Consider the following 25,075-nt stretch of genomic DNA (forward strand, 5'->3'; position numbering starts at 1 on the left):
GTTGTCCCCGCTCCGTCTGTGGCTGGAACGGGGCCGGGCCGTCACAATCGGGACATGGGGCGTGCGGCTTGCGCTCTGTGAGCCCGGGTACGTCTGACGGGTGAGGCCGACGCCGACGACAGCGGGAGGCAGCAGTGAAGGCAGCGACACTGGGACCCGAGCAGCGCGCACAGGCCCTGGCGGCCATGGCGGAGCGCGAGCTGGACATTCTCGTCGTGGGCGCCGGGGTGGTCGGCGCGGGCACCGCGCTCGACGCGGCCACCCGAGGACTCGCCACCGGGCTCGTCGAGGCGCGCGACTGGGCCTCCGGCACGTCGAGCCGCTCCAGCAAGCTGATCCACGGCGGACTCAGGTACCTGGAGATGCTGGACTTCGCGCTCGTACGGGAAGCCCTGAAGGAGCGCGGGCTGCTCCTCGAACGGCTCGCCCCGCACCTCGTGAAGCCCGTGCCGTTCCTGTACCCCTTGCAGCACAAGGGCTGGGAGCGGCTGTACGCCGGATCGGGCGTCGCCCTGTACGACGCGATGTCCATGGCGCGCGGGCACGGGCGCGGCCTGCCGACGCACCGGCACCTGTCCCGCAAGCACGCGCTGCGCGTCGCCCCCTGCCTGAAGCGGGACGCGCTGGTGGGCGCCCTCCAGTACTACGACGCGCAGATGGACGACGCGCGCTACGTCGCCACGCTCGTGCGCACCGCCGCCATGTACGGGGCCCAGGTCGCCAACCGGGCGCGGGTCACCGGGTTCCTGCGCGAGGGCGAGCGGGTCGTCGGGGCGCGGGTGCAGGACGTGGAAGGCGGCGGCGAGTACGAGGTCCGCGCCAAGCAGGTCGTGAACGCGACCGGGGTGTGGACCGACGACACGCAGGCCATGGTCGGGGAGCGCGGGCAGTTCCACGTACGGGCTTCCAAGGGGATCCATCTGGTGGTCCCCAAGGATCGGATCAACTCGACGACCGGGCTCATTCTGCGGACCGAGAAGAGTGTGCTGTTCGTGATCCCGTGGGGGCGGCACTGGATCGTGGGGACGACCGACACGGACTGGGACCTCGACAAAGCGCATCCCGCCGCGTCCAGTGCCGATATCGACTATCTGCTGGAGCACGTCAACTCCGTGCTCGGCGTGCCCCTTTCGCGGGACGACGTGCAGGGCGTCTATGCCGGTTTGCGGCCGCTGCTCGCCGGGGAGTCCGACGCCACCAGCAAGCTGTCGCGGGAGCACACCGTGGCGCACCCCGTGCCGGGGCTCGTCGTCGTCGCCGGCGGCAAGTACACGACGTACCGGGTCATGGCGAAGGACGCCGTCGACGAGGCCGTGCACGGGCTCGACCAGCGGGTCGCCGAGTGCGTCACCGAGGACGTGCCGCTGGCCGGGGCCGAGGGGTACCGGGCGCTGTGGAACACGCGGGCCCGGATCGCCGCGCGGACCGGGCTGCATGTGGTGCGGGTCGAGCATCTGCTCAACCGGTACGGGGCACTGGCCGAGGAGGTCCTCGAACTCGTCGCCGCCGATCCCGGGCTCGGCGCTCCGCTCGGCGGGGCCGACGACTATCTGCGCGCCGAGGTCGTGTACGCCGCCTCGCATGAAGGGGCCCGGCATCTTGACGATGTGCTGACCCGGCGGACGCGGATCTCGATCGAGACGTTCGACCGGGGGACGCGGTCGGCCCGGGAGGCCGCCGAGTTGATGGCGCCCGTTCTGGGGTGGGACAAGGATCAGGTGGAGCGGGAGGTCGAGCACTACGAGAAGCGCGTCGAGGCCGAGCGGGAGTCTCAGTTGCAGCCCGACGACCTCACGGCTGACGCGGCTCGGTTGGGGGCGCCGGACATCGTGCCGTTGTAGGTGTGCGGGTTCGCCTGGTCGCCGTGGCTTGGTGGGCTCGTTCGGCGAGTGCGGCCTGCGTCGTGGCTGGTCGCGCAGTTCCCCGCGCCCCTGAGATGCGCACTGCGTGCGGCATCTCAGGGCTGGCAGAACTCCGCGTTCAGTAGGCGGTGTTCCAGTTGTGTGCTGTTTGTCAGGGATGACGTCGTCGCTCGGTACGTCAGGACTCTGGAGCCGTCCGGCGTCGTGGCCGTGCGGATGTACGTGTGCGCCATGCGGCCGTTGTGGCCCCAGACCGTGAGGCCGCAGGAGAGCCGCTCCGGGATCAGGGCCATGCCGTAGCGGCCTTGTGCGGGGCGGGTGTTGAGCATGGCGGAGAGCGCTCGGTGAGGGAGGAGGCGTCCTTTCAGGAGGGCCTGGTAGAAGCGGTTCAGGTCGGGGAGGGTCGAGATCAGTTCGCCGGAGGCGCCGGCCGTGCGCGGGTTCAGGCGGACGGCGTCGGGGCCGTGCGGGGCGGGGACTGATCTCCGGGTGCCGGGGAACGCGGTGTCGGTGAGGTGCAGCGGCGTGATGATGCGGCGGCGGGCTTCGGACGCGTAGGACCGGCCCGTGACCTGACGGATGATCATGCCGAGGAGCACGTAGTTGGTGTTCGAGTAGTGGTACCTGCCGGGAGGGGTGGGGCGGGCACGGGCGGTGGCGAGGGCTGCCACCGCCGCGGGAGTGAGAGGGATCTCTCCTCCGGTCGTCGACGTGAAGTCGTAGAGGCCGCTGGTCTGGGTGAGCAGCGAGCGGACCGTGAGGTCGCGGAGGGGCGGGTAGGAGGGGAGGTAGGTGGTGACCGGTGCCGCCAGGTTCAGACGGTTCTCCGCTGCCAGTTGAAGGATCACCGTCGCGATGAACGTCTTGGTGATGCTGCCCGCGCGGACATGATCGGCGCGGGTGAGGGCGGGGTCCGTGGTGGCGAAACGGGCGGCCGTGCCCTCGGTGACCAGGAGCGCGGCCGACGGGGCCTTGCCCTCGGTGACGAGCAGCGGAAGAGTGACCTCCGCGGATGGTTCGACGCGGGGCGCACTGCCCGGATTCACGCACAGAAGGACCGCGGCCAGAGGTATGGCCAGGAGTGTCCGGAGTGCGGGCATGACGGTCCCTTCACAGGTGCGGTCCATCATGCGGGACGTTCCTGGACGAGGTGTCCGAGGGGCGACCCTGGGCGTCGGGCGATCGCCGCGTGAGGGACAATGAATGCTCTGTCAGGGCGGGTTGCAGAGGGGAAGCATGTCGGAGGCGGAGCGGGCGGGCGAGGCCCGTCAGGACAAGAGCGCTCGTCAGGACTCTTCCGTTCAGGACGTATCGGAGGCTCCCGTTCAGGACACCAATGGCCGGCTGCTCGCGGGGCGCTACCGCCTCGGCGAGGTCCTCGGCCGCGGCGGCATGGGCACCGTGTGGCGCGCCAAGGACGAGACGCTCGGCCGTACGGTCGCCGTCAAGGAACTGCGCTTCCCGTCGAGCATCGACGAGGAGGAGAAGCGGCGCCTGATCACGCGGACGCTGCGCGAGGCCAAGGCGATCGCGCGGATCCGCAACAACGGCGCCGTGACCGTCTTCGACGTCGTCGACGAGGACGACAGGCCGTGGATCGTCATGGAGCTCGTCGAGGGCAAGTCCCTCGCCGAGGCCATCCGTGAGGACGGGCTGCTCGAACCCCGCCGGGCCGCCGAGGTCGGACTCGCCGTCCTCGACGTGCTGCGCTCCGCGCACCGCGAGGGCATCCTGCACCGCGACGTGAAGCCGTCCAATGTGCTGATCGCCGAGGACGGGCGCGTCGTACTGACGGACTTCGGTATCGCGCAGGTCGAGGGCGACCCCTCCATCACGTCCACGGGGATGCTCGTCGGCGCTCCCTCGTACATCTCGCCCGAGCGGGCCCGCGGGCACAAGCCAGGACCCGCCGCCGACCTGTGGTCGCTCGGCGGTCTGCTGTACGCGGCCGTGGAGGGCGTGCCCCCGTACGACAAGGGGTCGGCGATCGCCACGCTGACCGCCGTGATGACCGAGCCGGTCGATCCGCCCAAGAACGCGGGGCCGCTGGAGCCCGTGATCTACGGGCTGCTCGCCAAGGACCCCGACCAGCGGCTCGACGACGCCGGCGCGCGGGTGCTGCTCAACGACGTCATCCACGCGCCGGAGCCGAAGGCCGCGCCCCAGCCTGAGCCGGTCGACGCGACGAAGGTCGTGCCGCTGCCGCCCGTGCCGGAGCCCGCCACCTCGCTGCTCAAGAAGCGCCCCGGCAAGGGGAGTTCGGCCGCTGCCGCCGGTGCCGCGAGTGTCTCTGCCAAGGGCGAGGAGGCCGCGGAGAAGCTGCGCGGCGCCCTGAAGTCCGTACGCAAGGCCGCTGCCGCCGCCACCGCGACCCGCGAGAAGACCGCCGAGACCGGGGCCACCGCGCCCGCCGGGCCCGCGGCCTCGACCGCGCGGATCCCCGCGCAGCCGGGGACGCCGCCGCGCGCTCCGGGGGCCGGCCGCGCCTCGATCACGGACGTGGTGCCGCGCCGCACGCTGGTGATCGCGGCGATCGTGGTGGTGCTGGCGTTGCTGGGCACCATTCTGGCCGTCGCCCTCAGCGGTGGGGACGACAAGGGCTCCAAGGGTTCCGAGGGGGCGGGGGCCGACAAGTCCGCCGCCTCGTCCGCCGGGTCCGGGTCCGACTCCGGTGAGAAGGACAAGGACAAGAACAAGGGCGAGGGCAAGGCGAGTCCCAGCCCGTCGCCGAGTGCCTCGTCCGAGCCGGGGCAGGGGGCCTCGCCCAGCAGTGACGGGAAGGGCTCCGACCTCGGGTCCGGGTCCACCGCCGTACGCACGTACAAGCACTCCCAGGGGTTCAGCATCGGGCTGCCCAAGGGGTGGAAGTACGGGTCCACCAGCGCGGCCGGCGCCCGCTTCACCGGTCCGAACGGGCAGAAGCTGCTGGTCGGTTGGACCACCACGCCCAAGTCCGACCCGGTGGCCGACTGGCGCAGCCAGGAGCAGTACATGCGGCGCTCGCAGTACGACCGGATACGGATAGCCGGGGTGGAATACCGCGGCTGGAACACGGCCGACTGGGAGTTCACCTACGTCGACGGGGGCACCAAGTGGCGCTCCATAGACCGGGGGTTCGTGGTGAACGGCTCGCTGGGGTACGGGCTGATGTACACCGCGAAGGACGGTGACTGGGGCGGCACGCTGCGCAAGTCGACCTGGAAGACGTTCACGAAGACGTTCACGCCCAAGTCCTGAACCTGAGCGGTGTTCGGCACGTATCGTGAGTGCTTGCGAACCGTACGCAACCGTGCGCATCGGAGTGCGTCAGTTTGCTCAACGGGGCACATTACGAACGGAATTGACCGCCGGACCGGGTAGGGGGCGTTGTGGACGAGTATGCGGGGCGGGTGCTCGCCGATCGTTACCGCCTTCCCCTGCTGCCTTCCGACGCCTACGAGTTCGCCGCCGAGACCCGGGCCTTCGACACCTACAGCGGGCAGGAAGTCCTCGTCCGGCAGGTGCCGTTGCCGGAGGTCGTCGAGGCCGAAGTGCTCGACGCGGACGGGCTGCCGGAGGGGTTCAGGCCCGGGGGCTCCGCCGTGCGGGCGTCCGCCGAGCCCGCTGTCGCGCGGGCCATCGAGGCCGCGCAGGCCGCCGCCCAGATACCCGACCACCCACGGCTCGACCAGGTCTTCGACGTGTTCGCCGAGGGCGGGTCCCTGTGGATCGTCAGCGAGGTCGTGGCCGCGCGGCCGCTGGCGGCGCTGCTCTCCGAGGGGCCGTTGAGCCCGTACCGGGCCGCCGAGGTCGCCTCGGATGTGGTGACCGCGCTGCGGGCGCTGCACGCACATGGGTGGGTGCACCGGAACATCACCGCGCGGACCGTGCTCGTCTGTGACGACGGGCGGGTGGTGCTGACGGGGCTGGCCGCGGGGGCGGCGGAGGAGGCGTTGTGCGGGTACGACCCGCGGCCCCGTGCGGAGTCTTCCGAGGGTGCGGGGGGCGCGCCCGAGCCCGAGCCTGCGCCTCGGGGTGCTCCTGTGGTGCCTGCGCCTGCTGCGGCCCCCGAGCCCGGGGACTACCGGGCGGCCCGGGCCGGGGCGATCGCGGCGTATCGCGCGGGGGCGCGGGCCGCGGTGGGGCGGATCGATGATCCGTACGGGGTTCGGGGGGCTGGAGGTGTGGGGGCCGGGGGTGTGCAGCCTGCTCGGTGGCATGAGTTGATACCTGGGGATGATGCGTCCGCACCCGGTGACAGCGCTGAGGTCTCGGGGCTCCGCCCCGGGCCCCGCTCCTCAAACGCCGGAGGGGCTGAGAATGCGCTGGCCGGGGCTGGAAATGTGCTGGCCGGGGCCGGTCAAGGGGGGCTTCTTGCCGAGCGGGCTCGGCAGGTTCGGATGACTGTGGTGGGGCCCGTCACCGAGCGGTGGGCGCCCGAGCAGGCGTATCCCGTGCAGGAGAGCTGGCAGTTGGCCGCTCCCGTCGGGCCCGCCACCGATCTGTGGGCCCTCGGCGCGCTGCTCTTCCGCGCCGTGCAGGGGCATGCCCCGTATCCGGAGGAGTCCACCCCGGACCTCGTGCAGATGGTGTGCGCCGAGCCGCCCGCGTTCGCCGAGGAGTGCGGGCCGCTGCGGCCCGTCGTCGAGTCGCTGCTGCGGCAGGACCCCACCGAGCGGCTCGACTTCGAGGAACTGCGGGGCTGGCTGCGGTCGTTGGTGCGGTCGGCGCCCGAACCCGAGGCCGGGATGAACGTCGTGCCCGCGCCTCCCTTCGACGCCGCCCGGCTCCCTGTCGTACGGCGTCGGGGCGAGCTCGTCCGCAAGCGGCGGGGACGGGTTCCCGCGACCACCCGGCACGCGCGGCACAAGCACAAGCGCGGCCGTGTCGAGCCGCCGGTGCGTGAGCGGCGCGAGCGGCCGGTGCGGCGGGAGGCCCCGGGGCGCAAGCCGCGGGCGCTCGGGCGGTGGCTGGTCGTCCTGGTGCTGCTCGGGCTCGCCGGAGCGGTGGCGTACGCGATGGTGTTCATGCCGAAGGCCGGCAGCAGCGGGGCGGGGACCGGGGGCGCGGCGCGGGAGAACGCCAACTCCGTGGGCGGGGCACCGGAAACCTCCGCCACTCCTTCGTCCGGGGCTCCGTCGAAGCGGGCCTCCAAGTCGCCCGAGGGGCGCAGCAGTTCCAAGCCGTCCACCACACAACCCCAGTCGGACGTCGCCGCCGGGTTCACCCTGCGCAAGGACCCCGAGGGGTTCCAGGTCGCCGTCGCCAAGGGCTGGGACCGGCAGGGGAAGAACGGGCGCGGGCAGGTCCTGTACACCCACGGCGACTTCGAGCTGCTCGTCGTGCCGGGGCGGGACTCCACCGCCTCGTACGGCAGCGACCCGATGAAGTACCAGCGGGAGGACGAGCGCGAGTTGCAGCCGTTCCGCGACTCCACGTGGGCCACGTCGAGCGGCATGAAGAGCATCGACGTCGGCGGAAGGCCCATGGCCGAGGGCCAGTTCACGTGGCAGGGCGGCGACGGGCGCGAGGTGTTCGTGCGCAATCTCGCCATGGTCGTCGGCGGCAAGTACCACGTGGTGCAGGTGCGCGGTCCCGAGGCGGAGCGGGACGAGGTGTCGCGGCTGTTCGAGCAGGCCTCCGACACGTATCGGTACGGGGGTTGAGGCGGCCCGGGGCCTGAGCGGGCGGGCGCGACAAGCGTCACAGTGCTGTCTCCGTAGGCCCCCGCGTGTTCCCCGGGTGGGCCCTGCTCCCTAGTGTGACCCTGTCAAGACCATTGCGGGGTAACGTGAATCAGATGCAGGGCCAGCTGCTCGCGGGCCGCTACCGGCTCGGCGAGTCGATCGGGCGCGGCGGCATGGGCCGGGTGTGGCGGGCGCACGACGAGGTGCTCCACCGGGTCGTCGCCGTCAAGGAGCTGACCGCGGCCCAGTGGGTGGCGGAGGCCGATCGTGCGGTGCTGCTCGCCCGGACGCAGACGGAGGCGCGGGCCGCCGCCCGGATCAATCACCCCGCTGTCGTGACCGTGCACGACGTGCTCGAACACGATGACCGGCCGTGGATCGTCATGGAGCTGGTCGAGGGCCCTTCGCTGGCCGACGCCGTGAAGGAGCACGGACGTATCGTGCCCGCCGAGGCCGCCAGGATCGGGCTGTGGACGCTACGAGCGCTGCGCGCCGCCCACACCGCCGGGGTGCTGCACCGCGATGTGAAGCCGGGGAACGTGCTGCTCGCACGCGACGGGCGCGTCAAGCTGACCGACTTCGGGATCGCGCAGGTGGAGGGCGACTCCACCATCACGCGGACCGGCGAGATCGTCGGGTCCGTCGACTATCTGGCCCCCGAGCGGGTCAGCGGCGCCGAACCCGGACCCGCCTCCGACCTGTGGGCGCTGGGCGCGACCCTGTACACGGCCGTCGAGGGGCGCTCCCCGTTCCGCCGGACCTCGCCGATCAGCACGATGCAGGCCGTGATCGAGGAGGAGCCCGAGGTCCCCGAGTACGCGGGGGTGCTGGCGCCCGTCATCAGCGCGCTGCTGCGCAAGGAACCCGGCGCCAGGCCCACCGCCGACGAGGCCGAGGCCATGCTCGCGGAGGCGGCCGAGGGGCGGCGGTCCAGCGCGGCGCAGGCGTATGTGCCGACGCAGGTGCACGGGGCGACGCCGACGGCCGTGTCGCCCGCTCCGCCGCCGTCCTCGCACACCGTGCCGACGGGGGTGAGCGCCCCGCGCCGCCGAATATGGCCCCGGGTGGCCGGGACGGTGCTCGCCGCGCTGCTCGTGGGCGGCGGGGGCGCGTTCGGCGCCGTGTACTACCTCGACCACCAGGGCGACGGGGACTCCTCCGCCCGGCAGGACGTCGGCGGCAAGGACGGGGGCAGGGGGAGCGGGGAGAGTGGGGAGAGTGGGGAGAACGGCGGCGCGGGGAAGACCACCGCGCCCGTCGCCGGTGCCATCCCCGACGACTGGGTGCGGGTCACCGACGTCGAGGGGTTCAGCCTGATGCTGCCGCCCGGCTGGAAGCGGGAGCAGAACGGCTCGCAGATCGACTACACGCCCGACGGCGGGCAGCGCTTCGTGCGCATCGCCATCGACAGACAGTCCGACTGGCAGGACTCGTACCAGCACCAGCTCGACCTGGAGAAGGGCGTCCAGGGCAAGCTGCCGGACTACCAGCGGGTGCAACTGCAGTCCAACACCTTCCGGGACCGGCCCGGTTCGCAGTGGGAGTTCACCTGGACCGCCGGGAACAAGGACACGACGTCCGGGCCCCGGCACGCCATCGAGCAGACGTACCGGGACGAGAGCGGCACGGAGTACGCCATCTATCTGTCGGTGCCCGAGGCCCAGTGGCCGGCCGCGCGCCAGCAGTTCGACGCGATCAAGCGCGGCTGGCAGCCGCCGGCGGGCTGACCGGAAGGTGACCGTCCCGGTCCGGGGGCGTGCGGCATGATGGGGCGCATGGGGACCGAGGGGGGCAACGTCCGGGTGATCGCCGGGCGTTATCGGCTGGAGGCCAGGATCGGGCGGGGCGGCATGGGGGTCGTCTGGCGGGCCGCCGACACGCTGCTCGGACGGCAGGTCGCCGTCAAGGAACTCGCCGTCGACGAGACCCTCTCCGCCGACGAGGCGCGCCAGCAGCGCGAGCGGATGCTGCGCGAGGCGCGGGCCGTCGCCCAGCTGCGGCACCCGAACATCATCGTCGTGCACGACATCGTGGTGCACGACGAACACCCGTACATCGTCATGGACCTGGTGCGCGGCGGCTCCCTCGCGGACGTGATCGCGCGCGACGGGCCCGTCGACCCGCTGACGGCCGCCAAGGTCGGGCTCGCGCTGCTCGGCGCGCTGCGCGTCGCACACGCCGCAGGGGTGCTGCACCGCGACCTCAAGCCCGCGAACGTCCTGATGGAGGACGGCACCGGGCGCGTCGTCCTCACCGATTTCGGGATCGCGCAGGTAGAGGGCGCGACGACGCTCACCGAGACCGGCGGCTTCGTCGGCTCGCCGGAGTACACGGCGCCCGAGCGGATGGCGGGCGAGCGGGCCGGCGCGGGGGCCGACCTGTGGTCGCTCGGCGGGCTGCTGTGTGCCGCGCTGGCCGGCGAATCCCCGTTCCGCCGCGACTCGTTGGGCGGGATTCTGCACGCCGTCGTCTACGAGGAGATACACCCGCCGCAGGAGGCCGCGCCGCTGCTGCCCGTCATCCGGGGCCTTCTGGAGCGGGAGCCCGCGCGGCGGATGGGCGTCGACGAGGCCGAGCGGCTGCTGCGCGCGTACGTCGCGACGGGCGCGACCCCGCAACCCGCCGTCCCGCACGGCCCGTTCGCGGCGCATGCGCCCTACACGCCGACGCAGCGCGACGTGCCCGCGAAGCCGGCCGCCCCTCGTAGGCCGTCGACGCGGGTGCTCCTGATCGCGGCCGCGCTGGTCGCGGCGGTCGCCGGGGCCGGGATCTCGGCGGCCGTGCTGATCTCCGGGCGGGAGGACAACCCGCCCGGGACGCCGGTGAGTTCGACCGCCCCGTCGTCCCCGTCCCGTACCCCGTCCGCCTCGCCCACCCCGACCGTGACCGTCACCGAGCAGCAGACACGGACCGAGACGGCGCGCGCCCCGGTCCCCGCCGGGTACCGGATGGCCGAGGACAGCGCGGGGTTCCGGCTCGCCGTGCCGAAGGGGTTCACGCGCTCGCCCGACGGGCCGCGGATCTTCTACATGTCACCCGGCAAGACCTTCCGTATCGGCATCAGGGTGTCGCGGGCGGAGAGCGGCGGGCCCGGCGAGGTGCAGCGGCGGGCCGACGCCAAGGGGCCGACGTCCAACCCCGGTTACCGCGCGGGCAAGGTCACCGACACCTCGCACAACGGGCAGCGGGCGGCGCTGTGGGAGTTCACCTGGAACGGGTTCAGCGCGGCCGAAGGCGCCCGGCACACCGTCGACCTGTGCTGGGAGGAGGACGGCAGGCTCTACGACGTATGGGTGTCGGCCCCCGTCGGGCGGACCGGTGAGGCGCGCGCGTACTTCGACACCGCGCTCGACACGTTCGGGGCTTCCGCGGCTTCCGCTGCTTCTACGGGAGAATGACGGGCCCGCGCGCATCAGCGCGGTCACAACTGCGTGACCCGGGTGGAACCGGGAGCGCCCCGCACGGTACTGATGGGGACATGAGTAACAACGGGGGAGCCTTCCACGGCCCGAACGATCCCACCAGCTTCGGCCTGCAGCCACCGCAGCAGCAGCCGCACACGCCGCAGCAGGGGAACCCGTACGCCCAGGCCCCGCAGCCGACGCAGGTCGTGACACAGCCCGAACCGGGCGCGGGCCGGCTCGTCGCCGGGCGCTACCGGCTCCTGAGCAAGCTGGGGCACGGCGGCATGGGCACCGTGTGGCGGGCCAAGGACGAGACGGTCGACCGGGAGGTCGCGGTCAAGGAGCCGCGCATCCCCGACCACCTGCCCGCGCAGGAGCGGGCCAACGTCTTCGAGCGGATGCGGCGCGAGGCGCGCGCCGCGGCCCGGCTCGACCACCCGGCGGTGGTGAACGTCCACGATGTCGCCGTCGAGGACGGACAGCCGTGGATCGTCATGGAGTTCGTGCAGGGACGTTCCCTCGGTGACGCGCTCCAGGAGGGCACGCTCGGCGCGCGCGACGCCGCCCGGATCGGCCTCCAGGTGCTCGGCGCCCTGGAAGCCGCGCACGCCGCCGGCATCCTGCACCGGGACGTGAAGCCCGACAACGTCATGCTGGGCCGCCACGACCGCGTGATCCTCACGGACTTCGGCATCGCCCAGATCGAGGGCGAGACGAATCTGACCGACACCGGCGGCTTCGTCGGCTCGCCCGAGTTCATCGCCCCGGAACGGGTGCTGGGGCAGCGTCCCGGCCCGGCCTCCGACCTCTGGTCGCTGGGTGTCGTGCTGTACGCGGCCACCGAGGGCGTCTCGCCGTTCCGCCGCAACAACACTCCCGCGACCCTCCAGTCCGTCCTGAACGCGACCCCGGCCGCGCCCGCCGCCGCGCAGGGCCCGCTCGCCGAGGCCATCAACGGGCTGCTCCAGAAGGACCCGGCCCGCCGGCCGAACGCGGCACAGGTGCGCGCCCTCCTGGAGCGCGCCGCCGAACCGCCGGCCCCGCAGCCCACGCAGGTCGTGCGGATCGGCTCGGCGCAGGGCGGACTCCGCCTCGGCCGCAAGGCGCTGATCGGGATTGGTGCGGCGGTGGTCGCCCTGGCGGTCGCGGCCTACCTGGTGATCGCGAACCCGTTCGCGGGGCCGCTGCCGGACGGCTGGAAGAAGCGCCCGGAGAACGCGCTCGGCGTGACCGTGGCCGTGCCCGACACCTACCAGGTGGGCAGGCCCGAGGACACGGACACGTACAAGGACTGGGTCACGTACACCGACTGGAGCGGTGCCATCAAGGTCGGCGTAGAACTGCGGCGCAAGAAGGACGACACGCTGCACGAGATCAAGGACTCGGCGCGGTCCCAGATGTACGCCGACGACGAGAAGTTCAAGGCGGACGGCGACAGCGGCCGTGACATGCCCGAGGGCGCCAAGACCTCTCCGGACGACAAGTCCACGTACAAGGAGAAGCCCGCTGCCGAGAACACCGTCACGTACAAGACGGACGACATCGACGAGCCGAAGCCGCGCGAGCTGAAGGTCTTCTACTTCAAGACCACGAAGGGTGACATGTACCGGGTCACGATCGAGTACCCCGGCGACGGCGACTTCACCGAGCGCGGCCGCGAGGTCGCCAAGACGGTAATCGCCAACCTGGACATCGCGACACTCTGAGATGGCGTACACGGGGGAACAGGAGCGCGGCCGGCTCATCGGTGGCCGCTACCGGCTCGTCGAGCGGATCGGCTCCGGCGGCATGGGCACCGTCTGGCACGCCGTCGACGAACTCGTCGGCCGCGACGTCGCCGTCAAGCAGCCCCGGCTGCCCGGCGACCCGCACGGTGAGGCCCAACTGCGCGCCTACGCGCGGTTGCAGCGCGAGGCGCGGGCCGCGGCCCGCGTCGAGCACCACTCGGCGGTCGCCATTCACGACGTCGTCGTCGAGGACCAACTGCCGTGGATCGTGATGGAGCTGGTGCGCGGCGAGTCGCTGCACGAGGCGCTCAAGCGCGGGCCGCTCGCGCCGCAGGAGGCCGCCCGGATCGGTCTCGCCGTCCTCGGCGCGCTGCGCGCCGCGCACGCCAAGGGCATCGTGCACCGCGACGTGAAACCGGCGAACGTGCTGCTCGGCCCGCACGGCCGCGTCGTCCTCACCGACTTCGGCATCGCGCACATCCAGGGCGAGGAGTCGCTCACGGTCAGCGGCGAGTTCGTCGGCTCGCTGGAGTGCATCGCGCCGGAGCGCATGTCGGGCGAGGGCGCGGGGCCCTCAAGTGACCTGTGGTCCCTGGGAGTTCTGCTGTACGCGGCCGTGGACGGCTGGTCGCCGTTCCGCCGTACGACGCTGGAGTCGACGCTCGCCGCGATCCTCTCCTTCGATCCGCCGACGCCCGAGCGGGCCGGGGCGCTCGCCCCGCTGATCGCCCGGCTGATCGCCAAGGACCCGGCGGCGCGGCCGGCCGCGGCGGACGTCGAGGCGGGGCTCGCGGCGGCCGTCGACGGGCGCCCGCTGCCCGAGCCCTTCGGTGAACTCCCGGCCCAGGGCCGGTCCGGTGTCAGGGAGTCGGGTGAGGACGCGGGGACGGTACGGCTCAGGCGCGGGCCCTCGGAGCCCGGTACCGCCGCTGTGCCCGTACCGGCCGGCAAGCGCGGGAGCAGGCGCGCCCTCGCGGCCACCGTCCTGGCCGGTGCCGTGCTGATCGGCGGCGGGGTCTGGTTCGGTACGTCCCTTGCGGGCGGTGACGGGGACGGGAAGCCGCAGGGCGGGGAGTTGCGGGCCACCTTCCACGCCGCCTCGTCGGGCCGGGCGGCGGACCCGGACAAGGGCTGGACCGTCCACGACGAGACGGACCTCAAGGCCGTCATCGCCGTCCCGGAGAGCCTCACCGACGTCTACCACGACCCGTCCAAGGACGGCGTGCGGTACACCGACCCGAAGAGCGACGTGACGCTGAGCCTGAAGCGCTGGGCCCCGGCGCGGGGCGGCTCGTCCGCGCACGCCTGGGCGACGAGCGTGGCCGCGTCCTACGCCGCCAACGACTACAGCGACATCCACAGCACCGTCACGAGGACCAGCTTCCACGGCAAGGACGCCGCCCAGCTCGACATCACGTACACGGACGCGACGCAGAGCGGCGTCATGCGCGAGATGCGCCTGTACGTCGTCGACGCCAAGGGCCGCTACGACCTGGGCGTGGTCATGCCGAAGGGCGTGGCGGAGTACGAGAAGCAGGGCACCGCGACCTTCAAGGGGGCCCGGGACCGCCTCCGCCTCGAAAAGAGTTGACGGGCGGTTCGGCGCCCGGCCGGCTGGCAGCAAAGCCCCTGATCAGCGGCTTTGCTGCCAGCGATCACTGGCGCGGTGTGTGTAGTCGGTGAAGGCCGATTACCGATGGGTACCGAAAGTGTCCTCTTCGGCATACGCTCCCCTCCATGACGGACTCGCAGGCCAAGGCTCAGACGCAGGAAAAGACCGGCACGAACCCGGTCGCCCCCGCCCCCGAGGGTGCGCGCACCGCCGCCGACGTGGTCACGCCGGAGCTGGTCGCGCAGCTCACGCGCGGCGTCGTCGGCTCGGGCCGTACGGCGAACCACACGCCGTTCACCGGCGAGAAGCTGGCCGACCTGCCCGAGTCGACGCCGGAGGACGTGGCGACCGCGTTCGAGCGGGCCCGCGCCGCCCAGGAGGTCTGGGCGAAGACGCCGGTGCGGCAGCGCGCCGCCGTGCTGCTGCGCTTCCACGACCTGGTCCTCGCCCGCCAGGCCGAGGTCCTCGACCTGATCCAGCTGGAGACCGGCAAGGCCCGCCTGCACGCGCACGAGGAGGTGCAGGCCGTCGCCGTCGCGGCCCGGCACTACGGCCGCAAGGCCCCCGCGTACCTGAAGCCCAAGCGGCACACCGGCGCCGTCCCGACGCTCACCAAGGTGACCGAGCTGCGCCAGCCGCGCGGCGTCGTCGGCCAGATCGCGCCGTGGAACTACCCGCTGGAACTGTCGGTCGGCGACGCGCTCCCCGCCTTCGTCGCGGGCAACGCCGTCGTGATGAAGCCCGACACGGAGACCTGCCTCACGGCGCTCTGGGCCCGCGACCTGCTCATCGAGGCGGGCCTTCCGGCCGAGGTCTTCCAGGTCGTCCTCGGCGAAGGCCCGGTCGTGGGCCCCGAGTTGGTCAAGCACGCCGACTACGTCTCCTTCACCGGCTCCACCCGCACCGGACGCGAGGTCGCGCAGGGCGCCGCCGCGCGCCTGGTCGGCGTATCGCTCGAACTCGGCGGCAAGAACGCCATGCTGGTGCTCAAGGACGCCGACGTGGAGAAGGCCGCCGCGGGCGCGGTGCGGGCCTGCTTCTCGTCCGCGGGCCAACTGTGCATCTCCATCGAGCGGTTGTACGTCCACGAGTCGATCGCCGACGCGTTCCTGGAGCGGTTCGCCGCCCGGACCAAGGGCATGCGGCTCGGCAAGTCCCTCGCGTACGGCGCCGACATGGGCTCGCTCGTCGGCGAGCGGCAGCTGGAGACCGTGACGCGGCACGTCGACGAGGCCGTCGCCAAGGGCGCCGTGCTCGTCGCGGGCGGGGTCGCGCGCCCCGACATCGGCCCGTACTTCTTCGAGCCGACCATCCTGGACGGCGTCGAGGCGCCGATGGCGGTGTGCGGCGAGGAGACCTTCGGACCGGTCGTCTCCGTCTACCGGTTCACCGACGAGGACGAGGTCGTCGACATCGCCAACGCGACGCCGTACGGCCTCAATTCGTCGGTCTGGACGAAGGACGCCAAGCGCGGCCACGAGGTCGCGGCCCGCCTGCGCACCGGCACAGTGAACATCAACGAGGGCTACGCGCCCGCGTACGGCAGCGTCCAGGCCCCGATGGGCGGCATGAAGGACTCGGGCCTCGGCCGCCGGCACGGCTCCGAGGGCATCCTCAAGTACACCGAGGCGCAGACGGTCGCGCACCAGCGGGTGATGCCGATGGCGCCGTCGTTCGGCATGGACGACGAGAAGTACGCGCAGTTCATGACGCGGAGTCTGGCCGTGATGAAGCGACTCCGGCTCAAGTAGTCACCGCCAGGGGCGCGGGCCGTGTCGATCAGCGGCTCCGCCGCGGGGCGCGACCAGCCACGTACCAGCCGCACACGCACACAAGGAGAACCATCAATGGCGATGGGCGATGACGCCTCCGCGTACGACTACGACGTCCTGGTCATAGGCTCCGGCTTCGGCGGAGCCGTATCCGCCCTGCGCCTCACCGAGAAGGGCTACCGGGTGGGCGTGCTGGAGGCGGGACGCCGTTTCGCTCCGGGCACGCTCCCCAGGAACTCCTGGGACCTCAAGAACTACCTCTGGGCGCCGAAGCTCGGCATGTACGGCATCCAGCGCATCCACCTGCTCGGCAACGTGATGGTGCTCGCCGGCGCCGGTGTCGGCGGCGGTTCGCTGAACTACGCCAACACCCTCTACGTGCCCCCGAAGCCGTTCTTCGAGGACCCCCAGTGGAAGGACATCACCGACTGGGAAGAGGAGTTGAAGCCGTACTACGACCAGGCCGAGCGCATGCTCGGCGTCCGGCTCAACAGGACGATGACCCCGGCCGACGTGCACCTGAAGGCGGCGGCCGAGTCCATGGGCATCGGCGACACCTTCCACATGGCGCCGGTCGGCGTGTTCTTCGGCGACGGCGACGACGCCGACGGGACCGTGAAGGCCGGACCGGGCGAGCAGGTCGAGGACCCGTACTTCGGCGGCGCGGGGCCCGCCCGCAAGGCCTGCACCGAGTGCGGCGAGTGCATGACGGGCTGCCGCCACGGCGCGAAGAACACCCTGAACGAGAACTATCTGTACCTCGCCGAGAAGGCGGGCGCCGTCGTGCACCCGATGACCACGGTCGTCTCGGTGACGGACGACTCGCAGGGCGGCTACGCGGTCGCGACGCTGCCCACCGACAACAAGAAGAAGGACGCGGGCCGCACCTTCAAGGCCCGCAAGGTCGTCGTCGCGGCCGGCACCTACGGCACGCAGACGCTGCTGCACCGGATGAAGGCGGGTGGCCAACTCCCGTACATATCGGCCAGGTTGGGCGAGCTGACCCGGACGAACTCCGAGGCGCTCGTCGGCGCGCAGACCACCGACCGGCGCTACCGCAAGAAGCACGGCGCGGCGAAGGTCGACTTCACCAAGGGCGTCGCCATCACGTCCTCGATCCACCCGGACGCGCACACGCACATCGAACCGGTCCGCTACGGCAAGGGCTCGAACGCGATGGGCGGCATGTCCATCCTCCAAGTCCCGTACGCGGAAGGCTCGTCGAGGGTCGCGGGCTGGCTGGCGAACGTCGCGAAGCACCCGAGCCTGATGGTCCGCTCGCTCTCCAACCGCCGCTGGTCGGAGAAGACCATCATCGGCCTCGTCATGCAGTCCATCGACAACTCGCTGACGACGTACCTGAAGCCGGACGGCGTCGGCAAGGGCCTGCTCACCGCCGAACAGGGCCACGGTGCCCCCAACCCCAAGCAGATCAAGGCCGCTTCGCGGGGCGCGAGTGCGATAGCCGCCGAGATCAACGGCTTCGCCGGATCGAACGTCGGCGAGCTGATGGGCACCCCGCTGACCGCGCACTTCCTCGGCGGCTGCGCCATCGGCGACAGCCCCGAGACCGGCGTCATCGACCCCTACCACCGGCTCTACGGGCACCCCGGCATCTCGGTGGTGGACGGCGCCGCGGTCTCCGCGAACCTGGGCGTCAACCCGTCGCTCACCATCACGGCGCAGGCCGAGCGTGCGATGTCGTACTGGCCCAACAAGGGCGACGAGGACCCGCGCCCGGCGAGCGGCGAGGCCTACCGGCGGCTCGCGCCCGTCGAGCCGAAGAACCCGGCGGTCCCGGCGGACGCGTTCGGCGCGCTGAAGCTGCCGTTCCTCGGCATGCCGGCGGTACCGCCCAAGAAGTAGCCCCGGATACGCGAAGGACCCGCACCCCCCTCCGAGTGCGGGTCCTTCGCGTAGCGGCGACTGCTGGGGTCAGCTCACCTTGCGGCGGCGCACCGAGTAGACGACACCGGCACCGGCGACGACGGCGATCCCGCCGACGAGGCCGACGGTCGGCAGCATCGAGCTCGAACCGGTCTCGGCCATGGAGCCCGACAGCGGGGTGCTGCTGGACTGCGGCGCCGGCGTGTTGCTCGACGACGGCGTCGGCGCGGGCGTGGCCGGCGGGACCTTGCCCGGCTTGGTGCCCGCGGCCAGGATCTCGAAGCGGTACTCCTGGTCCTCGGGAACGCTGAAGCCGCAGACGCCCTCGGCGTTCACGCTGGTGGCGAAGGCCACCGAGCCGCCGATCCCCTTCGGGGCCTTGGCGTCGACCTGGATGCGGAGCTTGATGTCCGCGTGGGCACCGGCCGCGAGAGCACCGGAGGCCGGGAACGACACGTCGTCCGGGGAGTCGATGGAGGTGTCGAGGTCGTGCCAGCCGGCGCCGTCCTCGTACCACTGGACGTGCAGGTACTTGCTGATCTCGGTGGTGTTCGCGTCGTAGGCGTACGCGAACGCGTACATCTCCGCGGAGACGGACTCGAAGTCCTCGCCGGTGAAGTTCGAGACGCGGAAGGTGAAGCCGTGCCAGCCGGAGCCCGCGACGATCTTCGAGGGCAGGCCGCGCAGTTCGGCGAGCGTGCCGGGGCTGTCCTCGTAGTCGGTGCACTCGTCGTCGGTGGGCGACGCGGTGGCGGTGGCCGAGTCCGTGGCGCTCGGCGAGGTCTCCGCGGGCTTCGTGGTCGGGGCGACCTCGGCCGGCTTGGTCGTCTCGCCGGCGGTCGGGGGCGTCTCACCCGGCGTCTGTACGGGCGAGGTCGTCTCGGCGGGGGTGGTGCTCGCGGGCGGCGTCACCTCGGGGGACGTCGTCTGCGTCTCCGTGGCGCCGGTGTTCGGCGTCGCGTCGGCGAACGCCGCCGGCGCGGACAGGAGCGCGATCGGGGCTATGGCGGCCGTGGCGGCAGCCGTCACCAGTGCGCGGCGAAGCTTCATCAAGACCTCGGAAGTCTGGGGCACCGCCGCCGTGATGGGCGATGCGGGCGTGACCGTTGGTTCGATACGTGTGACCCGCCATGGCCGGAAAGGGTTGTGCCGCGCTTCACAGAATCTTTATGTGAGCTGAGACATAGCCGTGTGGGGGCAACCCTTTCGCCGATCTCCGATCGTTATGCGGAGCGGTCCTAAAGCAGTGGCAAAAGGCGCAGGTCACCGGCTTTGATTGCGCCTCGTGAAAACGAACATGAAGTCAGGCCTGGGGCGTGCTCTGGCCGGTGTCTGTGTGGCGGCGGCCCTCGCCGCCACGGCCGCGTGCGGTGCGGGGTCGGCGGACGACGCCGGCAAGAGCGCGGACAAGAGCGCGGACAAGGCGGCCGGGAAGCCGGCGGCGAAGACCGAACCGAAGCCGCTGACGAAGGCGGAGCTGACGCAGGCCGCCCTCACCAAGGCGGACGCGAAGGGCTACCGCGTCGGCACGACGCCCGACGACGAGATCCCGGACGTCAGCGTGCCCGCCGATCCCGCGTCCTGCCAGGCGCTCGCCGACATGACGCTGGTCGGCACCGAGCCCGACGCGAAGGCCCGCGTCTCGCGCTCGCTGACGAGCCTGACGGCGACGGACGCCACCGTGCTCCGGGTCGCGCTGCTCGCGCACGAGGAGAGCGACGCGAAGAAGGTCGTCGCGGACCTGCGCACGCAGAGCGAGAAGTGCGCCTCCTTCGAGCACGCCGAGGTCGAGTACGCGAAGGTCGCACCCCTGAAGGCCCCCGCGGCCGGCGACGAGGCCGTCTCGTACTCGCTGATCGGCAAGGTCGACGGGGACACCGTCCCGGCGACGTACACCGTCGTGCGCAGCGGTTCGACGCTGGCCGTCTTCTACGGCGCGAACCTGCTGAGCCCGAAGAAGGCGCTGATCCCGCAGAAGATCATCGACGCGCAGATCGCCAAGGTCGAGAAGCAGGCCTGACGGCGTCACGTCCGTACGCGTGAAGGGCCCCGCGGGAACGATCCGCGGGGCCCTTCACTGTCGGCTCCGACATCAGGGCGGCGTCGGAACCGTGGGGGGAAAGCGGCGCCGGGGGGGGGTAGCGCCGCGCTCTCAGGTTCGTGGTGGTCGTCAATTCATGTGTGGAGCAGGGGACTTGAGGCGCGGGCGTGGGGAGTTCCCGTGCTTCGTGCTCGGTGATGCGGGGGAGTGGGATACGGAGGCCGGCCGGCCCCGGGCGTCCCCGGGACCGACCGTTCTCTTGGGTGACCGGGCTGCTGTCCCCTGCCGTCCGGTCACTGCACTGGAGCGAGGTCCCACGACGTACGGCGTGACCGTGACGTCTTCATCGCTCCAGCGGAGCCACGCGTGGTTCGGTTGAGCCCGCCCCTGGCTGGCACGGACACCGGGACCAACGAAGCCCGCGGCGACCGGTCACGCGCCGTACGGGTGAGGACGGAACCGAACTGGGGTACGCCGCTCAGATCCGGCCGCGGCACAGCTCGAGGAGCGTCATCGCGAGGGCGGTGCCCGGCTTGCCGAGGGCGTCGCTGAAGTGGTTGAGGATCTCCATCTCGCGCGAGAGGTTCACGCGGCGTCCGCCGGAGGTGATCCGGGCCTCCTGGATGACGGCCGAGACGGCCATCCGCTCCTGGACGAGACCGATGATCCGGTCGTCCAGGGCGTCGATGCGGTCGCGGGCGCCGGAGATCAGATCGGCGGCCTCGGGGGTGCGGGCGCCGGTCGACTCGATGGCGGTGTCACTGGTCATGAGACTCATGGTGGGCTCCTGTCTGCTGGACGGCAGCCCCGGATCGGCAGGACCCGGACAACGCAGACGCCCCGGGCCTTGTCGGCCCGGGGCGCCTGGGAAGTCGCTTGTCAGTTGCTCAAGCAGCACGACCATGGCACCCGGCGGACCGGTTGCCATAGGTAAAGACGTACATCGCCTGAGAGAACATGCGGGCAACTATAGCCCCTCCGGCGATCGAGGAGCGGGGTCCGGGGCGGAGCCCCGCGACCTGAGGGCCAGCCGCCCCGAACCGTTAGAATCACTGGCACGACCCCCTGCTAAACGCCGCCGGAAGGCATCCCGTGTCATCAGCGACTTCCGCTGCCGCCGCCCCCGACACCGTCCTGGTCGTCGACTTCGGTGCGCAGTACGCCCAGCTCATCGCCCGCCGAGTCCGTGAGGCCCGGGTCTACAGCGAGATCGTGCCGAGCACCATGCCGGTCGAGGAGATGCTCGCCAAGAACCCGGCGGCGATCATCCTCTCCGGCGGCCCGTCGTCGGTCTACGCGGAGGGCGCCCCGCGCCTGGACCGCGCGATCTTCGAGGCCGGCGTCCCCGTCTTCGGCATGTGCTACGGCTTCCAGCTGATGGCCACGACCCTCGGCGGCACCGTCGACAACACCGGCGCCCGCGAGTACGGCCGCACCCCGCTCGCCGTCTCCAAGGCCGACTCGACCCTCTTCGAGGGCACCCCGGCCGAGCAGTCCGTGTGGATGTCGCACGGCGACGCCTGCTCCGCCGCCCCCGAGGGCTTCTCCGTGACCGCCTCCACCGAGGTCGTCCCGGTCGCCGCCTTCGAGAACGACGAGAAGAAGCTGTACGGCGTCCAGTACCACCCCGAGGTCATGCACTCCACGCACGGCCAGCAGGTCCTGGAGCACTTCCTGTACCGGGGCGCGGGCCTCAAGCCCGACTGGACGACCGGCAACGTGATCGAGGAGCAGGTCGCCCTCATCCGCGAGCAGGTCGGCGACAAGCGCGCCATCTGCGGTCTGTCCGGCGGCGTGGACAGCGCCGTCGCCGCCGCGCTCGTGCAGAAGGCCATCGGCTCGCAGCTGACCTGCGTGTACGTCGACCACGGCCTGATGCGCAAGGGCGAGACCGAGCAGGTCGAGAAGGACTTCGTCGCCGCGACCGGCGCGAACCTGAAGGTCGTCGACGCGAGCGAGCGCTTCCTGAACGCGCTCGCGGGGGTGTCCGACCCGGAGACCAAGCGCAAGATCATCGGCCGTGAGTTCATCCGCGTCTTCGAGCAGGCGCAGCTGGAGATCCTCCAGGAGGACGGCCCCGAGGTCGCGTTCCTGGTCCAGGGCACGCTCTACCCGGACGTCGTCGAGTCCGGCGGCGGCACGGGCACCGCGAACATCAAGTCGCACCACAACGTCGGCGGCCTGCCCGACGACATCGAGTTCGAGCTCGTCGAGCCGCTGCGCAAGCTGTTCAAGGACGAGGTCCGCATGGTCGGCGCCGAGCTCGGCCTGCCGGACGAGATCGTCCAGCGCCAGCCGTTCCCGGGCCCCGGCCTCGGTATCCGTATCGTCGGCGAGGTCACGCGCGAGCGCCTCGACCTGCTGCGCGAGGCCGACGCCATCGCCCGCGAGGAGCTGACGGCGGCGGGCCTCGACCGTGACATCTGGCAGTGCCCGGTCGTGCTGCTCGCGGACGTCCGCAGCGTCGGCGTCCAGGGCGACGGCCGCACCTACGGCCACCCGATCGTGCTGCGCCCGGTCTCGTCCGAGGACGCCATGACGGCGGACTGGACGCGGATGCCGTACGAGGTGCTCGCGAAGATCTCGACCCGGATCACGAACGAGGTCGCGGACGTCAACCGCGTCGTGCTCGACGTGACGAGCAAGCCGCCGGGCACCATCGAGTGGGAGTAGTCGGATGAAGGGGCCGTCCATCGTCACTGATGGACGGCCCCTTCTTCGTGCCCCCTTCTTCGTGCCCCCTTCTTCGTGCCCCCTTCTTCGTGCCCCCTTCTTCGGGCCCGCGTCTTCATGCCCGCTTCATCGTGCGCTCCGGTTCGCCCGGGTTCCAGACCTGCACGACCAGGTACGTCTCGTCCTCGACGTACGTCCTGGTGACCTCGGTCAGTTCGGTGCGGAACAGGTGGAAGTCGTTCGGGTCGGGGACCTCGACCTGACCGGTGTAGCGGGCGATCGTCGCCGGGTCCTCCACGAGGAGGGCGCGGCCCGAGATGCGCACGTCGCCGCCGCCCATGGTCTGGCCCTCGCCCGGGTTCGCCTGGATCGCGAAGCGCGGGTCGCGCAGCAGGTCGCGGGCCTTGAGGGAGTCGGGCATCATGCCGAGCCACAACTCCCCGTCCAGGAACCGGACTTCGAGCCCGGAGGTGCGGGGCGAGCCGTCCTTGCGCAGCGTCGCGAGGACGTGGTGGGTGTAGGCGGTGAAGCGGGCCTCGACGGTCTTGGCGAGGTCGGGTTCGGCGGCGGTCAGGGTTGCCCAGTTCGACGTCATACGTCGAGTCTCCCGCCGATACCCGACATCTTCTGTCGGGTATCGGCGGGTGTCCCCCGTGTCCTCCGTCCGCATTCCCTTCACGATTCTCTTCACCGCCCGGCTCTGTCGTCTTCGCGGCCGCGGAGGTACCTTCCGCTGCATGTCGACGCAGAACCCCACTCCCGTACCCACCGACCAGCTGCACTTCGCGATGCCGCCCGTCCACGCGTCCGCCGCCGACGAACGGCGCCACCGCAAGGAACGGCTCGCGGGCGCCCTGCGGATCTTCGGGCGGCTCGGGTACGAGGACGGGGTGTCGGGGCACATCACGGCCCGTGACCCCGAGTTCGAGGACTGCTACTGGGTCAACCCGTTCGGGATGCCGCTGCGCCACATCACCGTCGGTGACCTCGTCCTCGCCAACGGGGACGGGCAGGTCGTCGAGGGCCGCCACCACGTCAACCAGGCCGCCTTCACCGTGCACGCCGAGGTGCACCGGGCCCGCCCGGAGCTCGTCGCCGTCGCGCACTGCCACTCCACGTACGGGCGCGCCCTGTCCGCGCTCGGCGAGCTGATCGAGCCGATCACGCAGGAGGCGTGCGCGTTCTACGAGGACCACGCGCTGCTCGACGAGTACACGGGCGTCTCCGTCGACGCGGACGAGGGCAAGCGGATAGCGGTCGCGCTGGGCGCGTTCAAGGCGCTTGTGCTGCGCAACCACGGCCTGCTCACGGTCGGCGACTCCGTCGACGCGGCGGCCTGGTGGTTCATCGCGCTCGAGCGGTGCTGCGAGGTGCAGCTTGCGGCGCGCTCGGCCGGGCGTCCTGTCCTGATCGACCGGCGCAGCGCCGTGGAGACACGCGACCGCAGCGGCAGCGACCTCGTGGCCTGGATCAACTTCCAGAGCATGTGGCAGGACGTCAGCCGCAGCGAGCCGGAGCTGCTCGGCTGACGTCCGGTCGGGTCAGCGGAAGTCGCGCAGCACGACCCGCTTCGTCATCTCGAACTCCTCGTCGGTCAGGACGTGTTGGCGGTGCAGTTCGCCCAACTCCCGTAACCGGCGCAGCAGTACGTCGTGGTCGGCGTGCGGCAGGGCCGGGGGAGTGCCCGGCGGGGCCGACGGGTGCGGGAGGCGGGCCGTGACGGCGGCGGCGACGAGGGCGGTCAGCAGGTCCCTGCGGGTGTTGCCCCACAGGTCGAGGGCGTACGGGTCCTTCTCCGGCGGCAGCTTTCCGTGGGCGGAGCCCTTGACGAGGAAGCGCAGGACGCCGTCCTCGTAACCGGAGTTGGGTACCCAGTCGACGCCGTCCAGCTCGTCGAGGCCGATGACGCGCGGCCCCGTCGAGCGCTTCACGCGGTCCGAGGTGTCGCTCCAGTCGATCCGCACCCGGCTGCCGTCGAAGGAGACCATGCCGTCGCTGGAGCGTACGGAGACGGGGACGGCGGGGCCCGGCACCAGGTACGACTCGGCCGGGCCCGCCGGGAGTTGTTCGAGGAGGAGCGCCTGGCGGATCTCCTCGGCGACGTACTCGGCGACGCCCGAGCGGTCCGCGTCGACCGCGAGCCGGTACGGGTCCGCCGGGTCCGGCAGGCGTCCGCCGGTGGCCTGGAGGAGCGGGTCGGCGGCCTCGCGCAGGGTCAGGCGGAGCCGGCCGCGGCGGCGCTCGGGCTCGTAGGAGACGCCCGCGACAGCGGTCAGCGGCACGTCGATCTCGCCGTACGTCTGCCGCAGCAGGGCCACGCTGCGGTGCAGACCTGGGGTGATGCGGATCGTGCTGCCGTCGAAGGCCCAGGTTCCGTCACGCTGGATGATCTCGGCCATGGGGAAATTCTCCCAGCCGGGTCAACAGTCCG

Annotated in this window: 17 protein-coding genes; 12 read left to right on the forward strand and 5 right to left on the reverse strand. The window is 71.7% G+C overall.

From position 1 onward, the window contains the following. Positions 1 to 134 precede the first annotated feature (134 nt). Entirely contained in the window at positions 135 to 1,841 is a 1,707-nt protein-coding gene (locus AB0L37_RS08090; protein ID WP_365501583.1) for a glycerol-3-phosphate dehydrogenase/oxidase, read from the forward strand. A gap of 116 nt (positions 1,842 to 1,957) precedes the next feature. On the opposite strand, the gene AB0L37_RS08095 is transcribed toward AB0L37_RS08090, so the two are convergent. Further along, positions 1,958 to 2,962 carry a serine hydrolase domain-containing protein gene (locus AB0L37_RS08095; RefSeq protein WP_365501585.1) on the reverse strand — a complete coding sequence of 335 codons (1,005 nt, stop codon included), beginning with the start codon at positions 2,960 to 2,962 and terminating at the stop codon, positions 1,958 to 1,960. A 136-nt stretch (positions 2,963 to 3,098) separates the two neighbouring features. Between AB0L37_RS08095 and AB0L37_RS08100 the strand changes: the two genes are divergently transcribed. The 8 genes from AB0L37_RS08100 (at position 3,099) to AB0L37_RS08135 (ending at position 17,909) form a co-directional block, all read left to right on the forward strand. After that, complete coding sequence (locus AB0L37_RS08100) at positions 3,099 to 5,099, forward strand: serine/threonine-protein kinase (RefSeq protein ID WP_365501587.1); 2,001 nt, start codon at positions 3,099 to 3,101, stop codon at positions 5,097 to 5,099. A 131-nt stretch (positions 5,100 to 5,230) separates the two neighbouring features. Beyond that, positions 5,231 to 7,507 carry a protein kinase gene (locus tag AB0L37_RS08105; RefSeq protein WP_365501589.1) on the forward strand — a complete coding sequence of 759 codons (2,277 nt, stop codon included), beginning with the start codon at positions 5,231 to 5,233 and terminating at the stop codon, positions 7,505 to 7,507. Positions 7,508 to 7,641: 134 nt separating this feature from the next. After that, positions 7,642 to 9,255 carry a serine/threonine-protein kinase gene (locus AB0L37_RS08110; RefSeq protein ID WP_365501591.1) on the forward strand — a complete coding sequence of 538 codons (1,614 nt, stop codon included), beginning with the start codon at positions 7,642 to 7,644 and terminating at the stop codon, positions 9,253 to 9,255. Between the two features lie 48 nt (positions 9,256 to 9,303). Continuing rightward, positions 9,304 to 10,926: a protein kinase gene (locus tag AB0L37_RS08115; protein WP_365501593.1), complete on the forward strand. Its 1,623-nt coding sequence runs from the start codon at positions 9,304 to 9,306 to the stop codon at positions 10,924 to 10,926. An 80-nt stretch (positions 10,927 to 11,006) separates the two neighbouring features. Continuing rightward, positions 11,007 to 12,638 carry a serine/threonine-protein kinase gene (locus AB0L37_RS08120; protein ID WP_365501595.1) on the forward strand — a complete coding sequence of 544 codons (1,632 nt, stop codon included), beginning with the start codon at positions 11,007 to 11,009 and terminating at the stop codon, positions 12,636 to 12,638. A gap of 1 nt (position 12,639) precedes the next feature. Next, a complete protein-coding gene (locus AB0L37_RS08125; RefSeq protein ID WP_365501597.1) occupies positions 12,640 to 14,250 on the forward strand; it encodes a serine/threonine-protein kinase in 1,611 nt (536 codons plus the stop codon). 146 nt (positions 14,251 to 14,396) lie between these two features. After that, the gene (locus tag AB0L37_RS08130; RefSeq protein ID WP_365501599.1) at positions 14,397 to 16,022 is read left to right on the forward strand and encodes a succinic semialdehyde dehydrogenase; all 1,626 of its coding nucleotides are present in this window, start codon (positions 14,397 to 14,399) and stop codon (positions 16,020 to 16,022) included. Positions 16,023 to 16,118: 96 nt separating this feature from the next. Beyond that, on the forward strand, positions 16,119 to 17,909 hold the full coding sequence (locus AB0L37_RS08135; protein WP_365501601.1) for a GMC family oxidoreductase: 1,791 nt from the start codon (positions 16,119 to 16,121) through the stop codon (positions 17,907 to 17,909). A 69-nt stretch (positions 17,910 to 17,978) separates the two neighbouring features. Here the strand turns inward: AB0L37_RS08135 and AB0L37_RS08140 are convergent, their stop codons facing one another. Then, positions 17,979 to 18,980 carry a peptidase gene (locus AB0L37_RS08140; RefSeq protein ID WP_365501603.1) on the reverse strand — a complete coding sequence of 334 codons (1,002 nt, stop codon included), beginning with the start codon at positions 18,978 to 18,980 and terminating at the stop codon, positions 17,979 to 17,981. A 247-nt stretch (positions 18,981 to 19,227) separates the two neighbouring features. On the opposite strand from AB0L37_RS08140, the gene AB0L37_RS08145 reads away from it, so the two are divergent. Then, positions 19,228 to 19,950 (forward strand): hypothetical protein, encoded by a 723-nt coding sequence (locus AB0L37_RS08145; protein WP_365501605.1) that lies wholly within the window; start codon positions 19,228 to 19,230, stop codon positions 19,948 to 19,950. 499 nt (positions 19,951 to 20,449) lie between these two features. Here AB0L37_RS08145 and AB0L37_RS08150 read toward each other — a convergent pair whose 3' ends face one another. Then, complete coding sequence (locus AB0L37_RS08150; protein ID WP_365501607.1) at positions 20,450 to 20,740, reverse strand: chorismate mutase; 291 nt, start codon at positions 20,738 to 20,740, stop codon at positions 20,450 to 20,452. A 323-nt stretch (positions 20,741 to 21,063) separates the two neighbouring features. On the opposite strand from AB0L37_RS08150, the gene guaA reads away from it, so the two are divergent. Further along, positions 21,064 to 22,644 carry a glutamine-hydrolyzing GMP synthase gene (guaA, locus tag AB0L37_RS08155; RefSeq protein WP_365501609.1) on the forward strand — a complete coding sequence of 527 codons (1,581 nt, stop codon included), beginning with the start codon at positions 21,064 to 21,066 and terminating at the stop codon, positions 22,642 to 22,644. A 115-nt stretch (positions 22,645 to 22,759) separates the two neighbouring features. On the opposite strand, the gene AB0L37_RS08160 is transcribed toward guaA, so the two are convergent. Next, positions 22,760 to 23,239, reverse strand: coding sequence for a pyridoxamine 5'-phosphate oxidase family protein (locus AB0L37_RS08160; RefSeq protein WP_365501611.1), 480 nt, complete (start codon positions 23,237 to 23,239; stop codon positions 22,760 to 22,762). Positions 23,240 to 23,381: 142 nt separating this feature from the next. On the opposite strand from AB0L37_RS08160, the gene AB0L37_RS08165 reads away from it, so the two are divergent. Continuing rightward, complete coding sequence (locus tag AB0L37_RS08165; protein WP_365501613.1) at positions 23,382 to 24,173, forward strand: class II aldolase/adducin family protein; 792 nt, start codon at positions 23,382 to 23,384, stop codon at positions 24,171 to 24,173. Between the two features lie 12 nt (positions 24,174 to 24,185). Here the strand turns inward: AB0L37_RS08165 and AB0L37_RS08170 are convergent, their stop codons facing one another. Further along, positions 24,186 to 25,043 (reverse strand): DUF4429 domain-containing protein, encoded by an 858-nt coding sequence (locus AB0L37_RS08170; protein WP_365501615.1) that lies wholly within the window; start codon positions 25,041 to 25,043, stop codon positions 24,186 to 24,188. Positions 25,044 to 25,075 lie beyond the last annotated feature (32 nt).

The organism is Streptomyces sp. NPDC052225 (genome assembly GCF_040679615.1).
GTDB lineage: Bacteria > Actinomycetota > Actinomycetes > Streptomycetales > Streptomycetaceae > Streptomyces.

Excerpts from the sequence above, each read along its gene's own strand:
- AB0L37_RS08095 (WP_365501585.1), bottom strand. The coding sequence starts at position 2,962 with ATGCCCGCACTCCGGACACTCCTGGCCATACCTCTGGCCGCGGTCCTT.
- AB0L37_RS08100 (WP_365501587.1), top strand. The coding sequence starts at position 3,099 with ATGTCGGAGGCGGAGCGGGCGGGCGAGGCCCGTCAGGACAAGAGCGCT.
- AB0L37_RS08110 (WP_365501591.1), top strand. The coding sequence starts at position 7,642 with ATGCAGGGCCAGCTGCTCGCGGGCCGCTACCGGCTCGGCGAGTCGATC.
- AB0L37_RS08115 (WP_365501593.1), top strand. The coding sequence starts at position 9,304 with ATGGGGACCGAGGGGGGCAACGTCCGGGTGATCGCCGGGCGTTATCGG.
- AB0L37_RS08120 (WP_365501595.1), top strand. The coding sequence starts at position 11,007 with ATGAGTAACAACGGGGGAGCCTTCCACGGCCCGAACGATCCCACCAGC.
- AB0L37_RS08125 (WP_365501597.1), top strand. The coding sequence starts at position 12,640 with ATGGCGTACACGGGGGAACAGGAGCGCGGCCGGCTCATCGGTGGCCGC.
- AB0L37_RS08130 (WP_365501599.1), top strand. The coding sequence starts at position 14,397 with ATGACGGACTCGCAGGCCAAGGCTCAGACGCAGGAAAAGACCGGCACG.
- AB0L37_RS08135 (WP_365501601.1), top strand. The coding sequence starts at position 16,119 with ATGGCGATGGGCGATGACGCCTCCGCGTACGACTACGACGTCCTGGTC.
- AB0L37_RS08140 (WP_365501603.1), bottom strand. The coding sequence starts at position 18,980 with ATGAAGCTTCGCCGCGCACTGGTGACGGCTGCCGCCACGGCCGCCATA.
- AB0L37_RS08145 (WP_365501605.1), top strand. The coding sequence starts at position 19,228 with ATGAAGTCAGGCCTGGGGCGTGCTCTGGCCGGTGTCTGTGTGGCGGCG.
- AB0L37_RS08150 (WP_365501607.1), bottom strand. The coding sequence starts at position 20,740 with ATGACCAGTGACACCGCCATCGAGTCGACCGGCGCCCGCACCCCCGAG.
- AB0L37_RS08160 (WP_365501611.1), bottom strand. The coding sequence starts at position 23,239 with ATGACGTCGAACTGGGCAACCCTGACCGCCGCCGAACCCGACCTCGCC.
- AB0L37_RS08165 (WP_365501613.1), top strand. The coding sequence starts at position 23,382 with ATGTCGACGCAGAACCCCACTCCCGTACCCACCGACCAGCTGCACTTC.
- AB0L37_RS08170 (WP_365501615.1), bottom strand. The coding sequence starts at position 25,043 with ATGGCCGAGATCATCCAGCGTGACGGAACCTGGGCCTTCGACGGCAGC.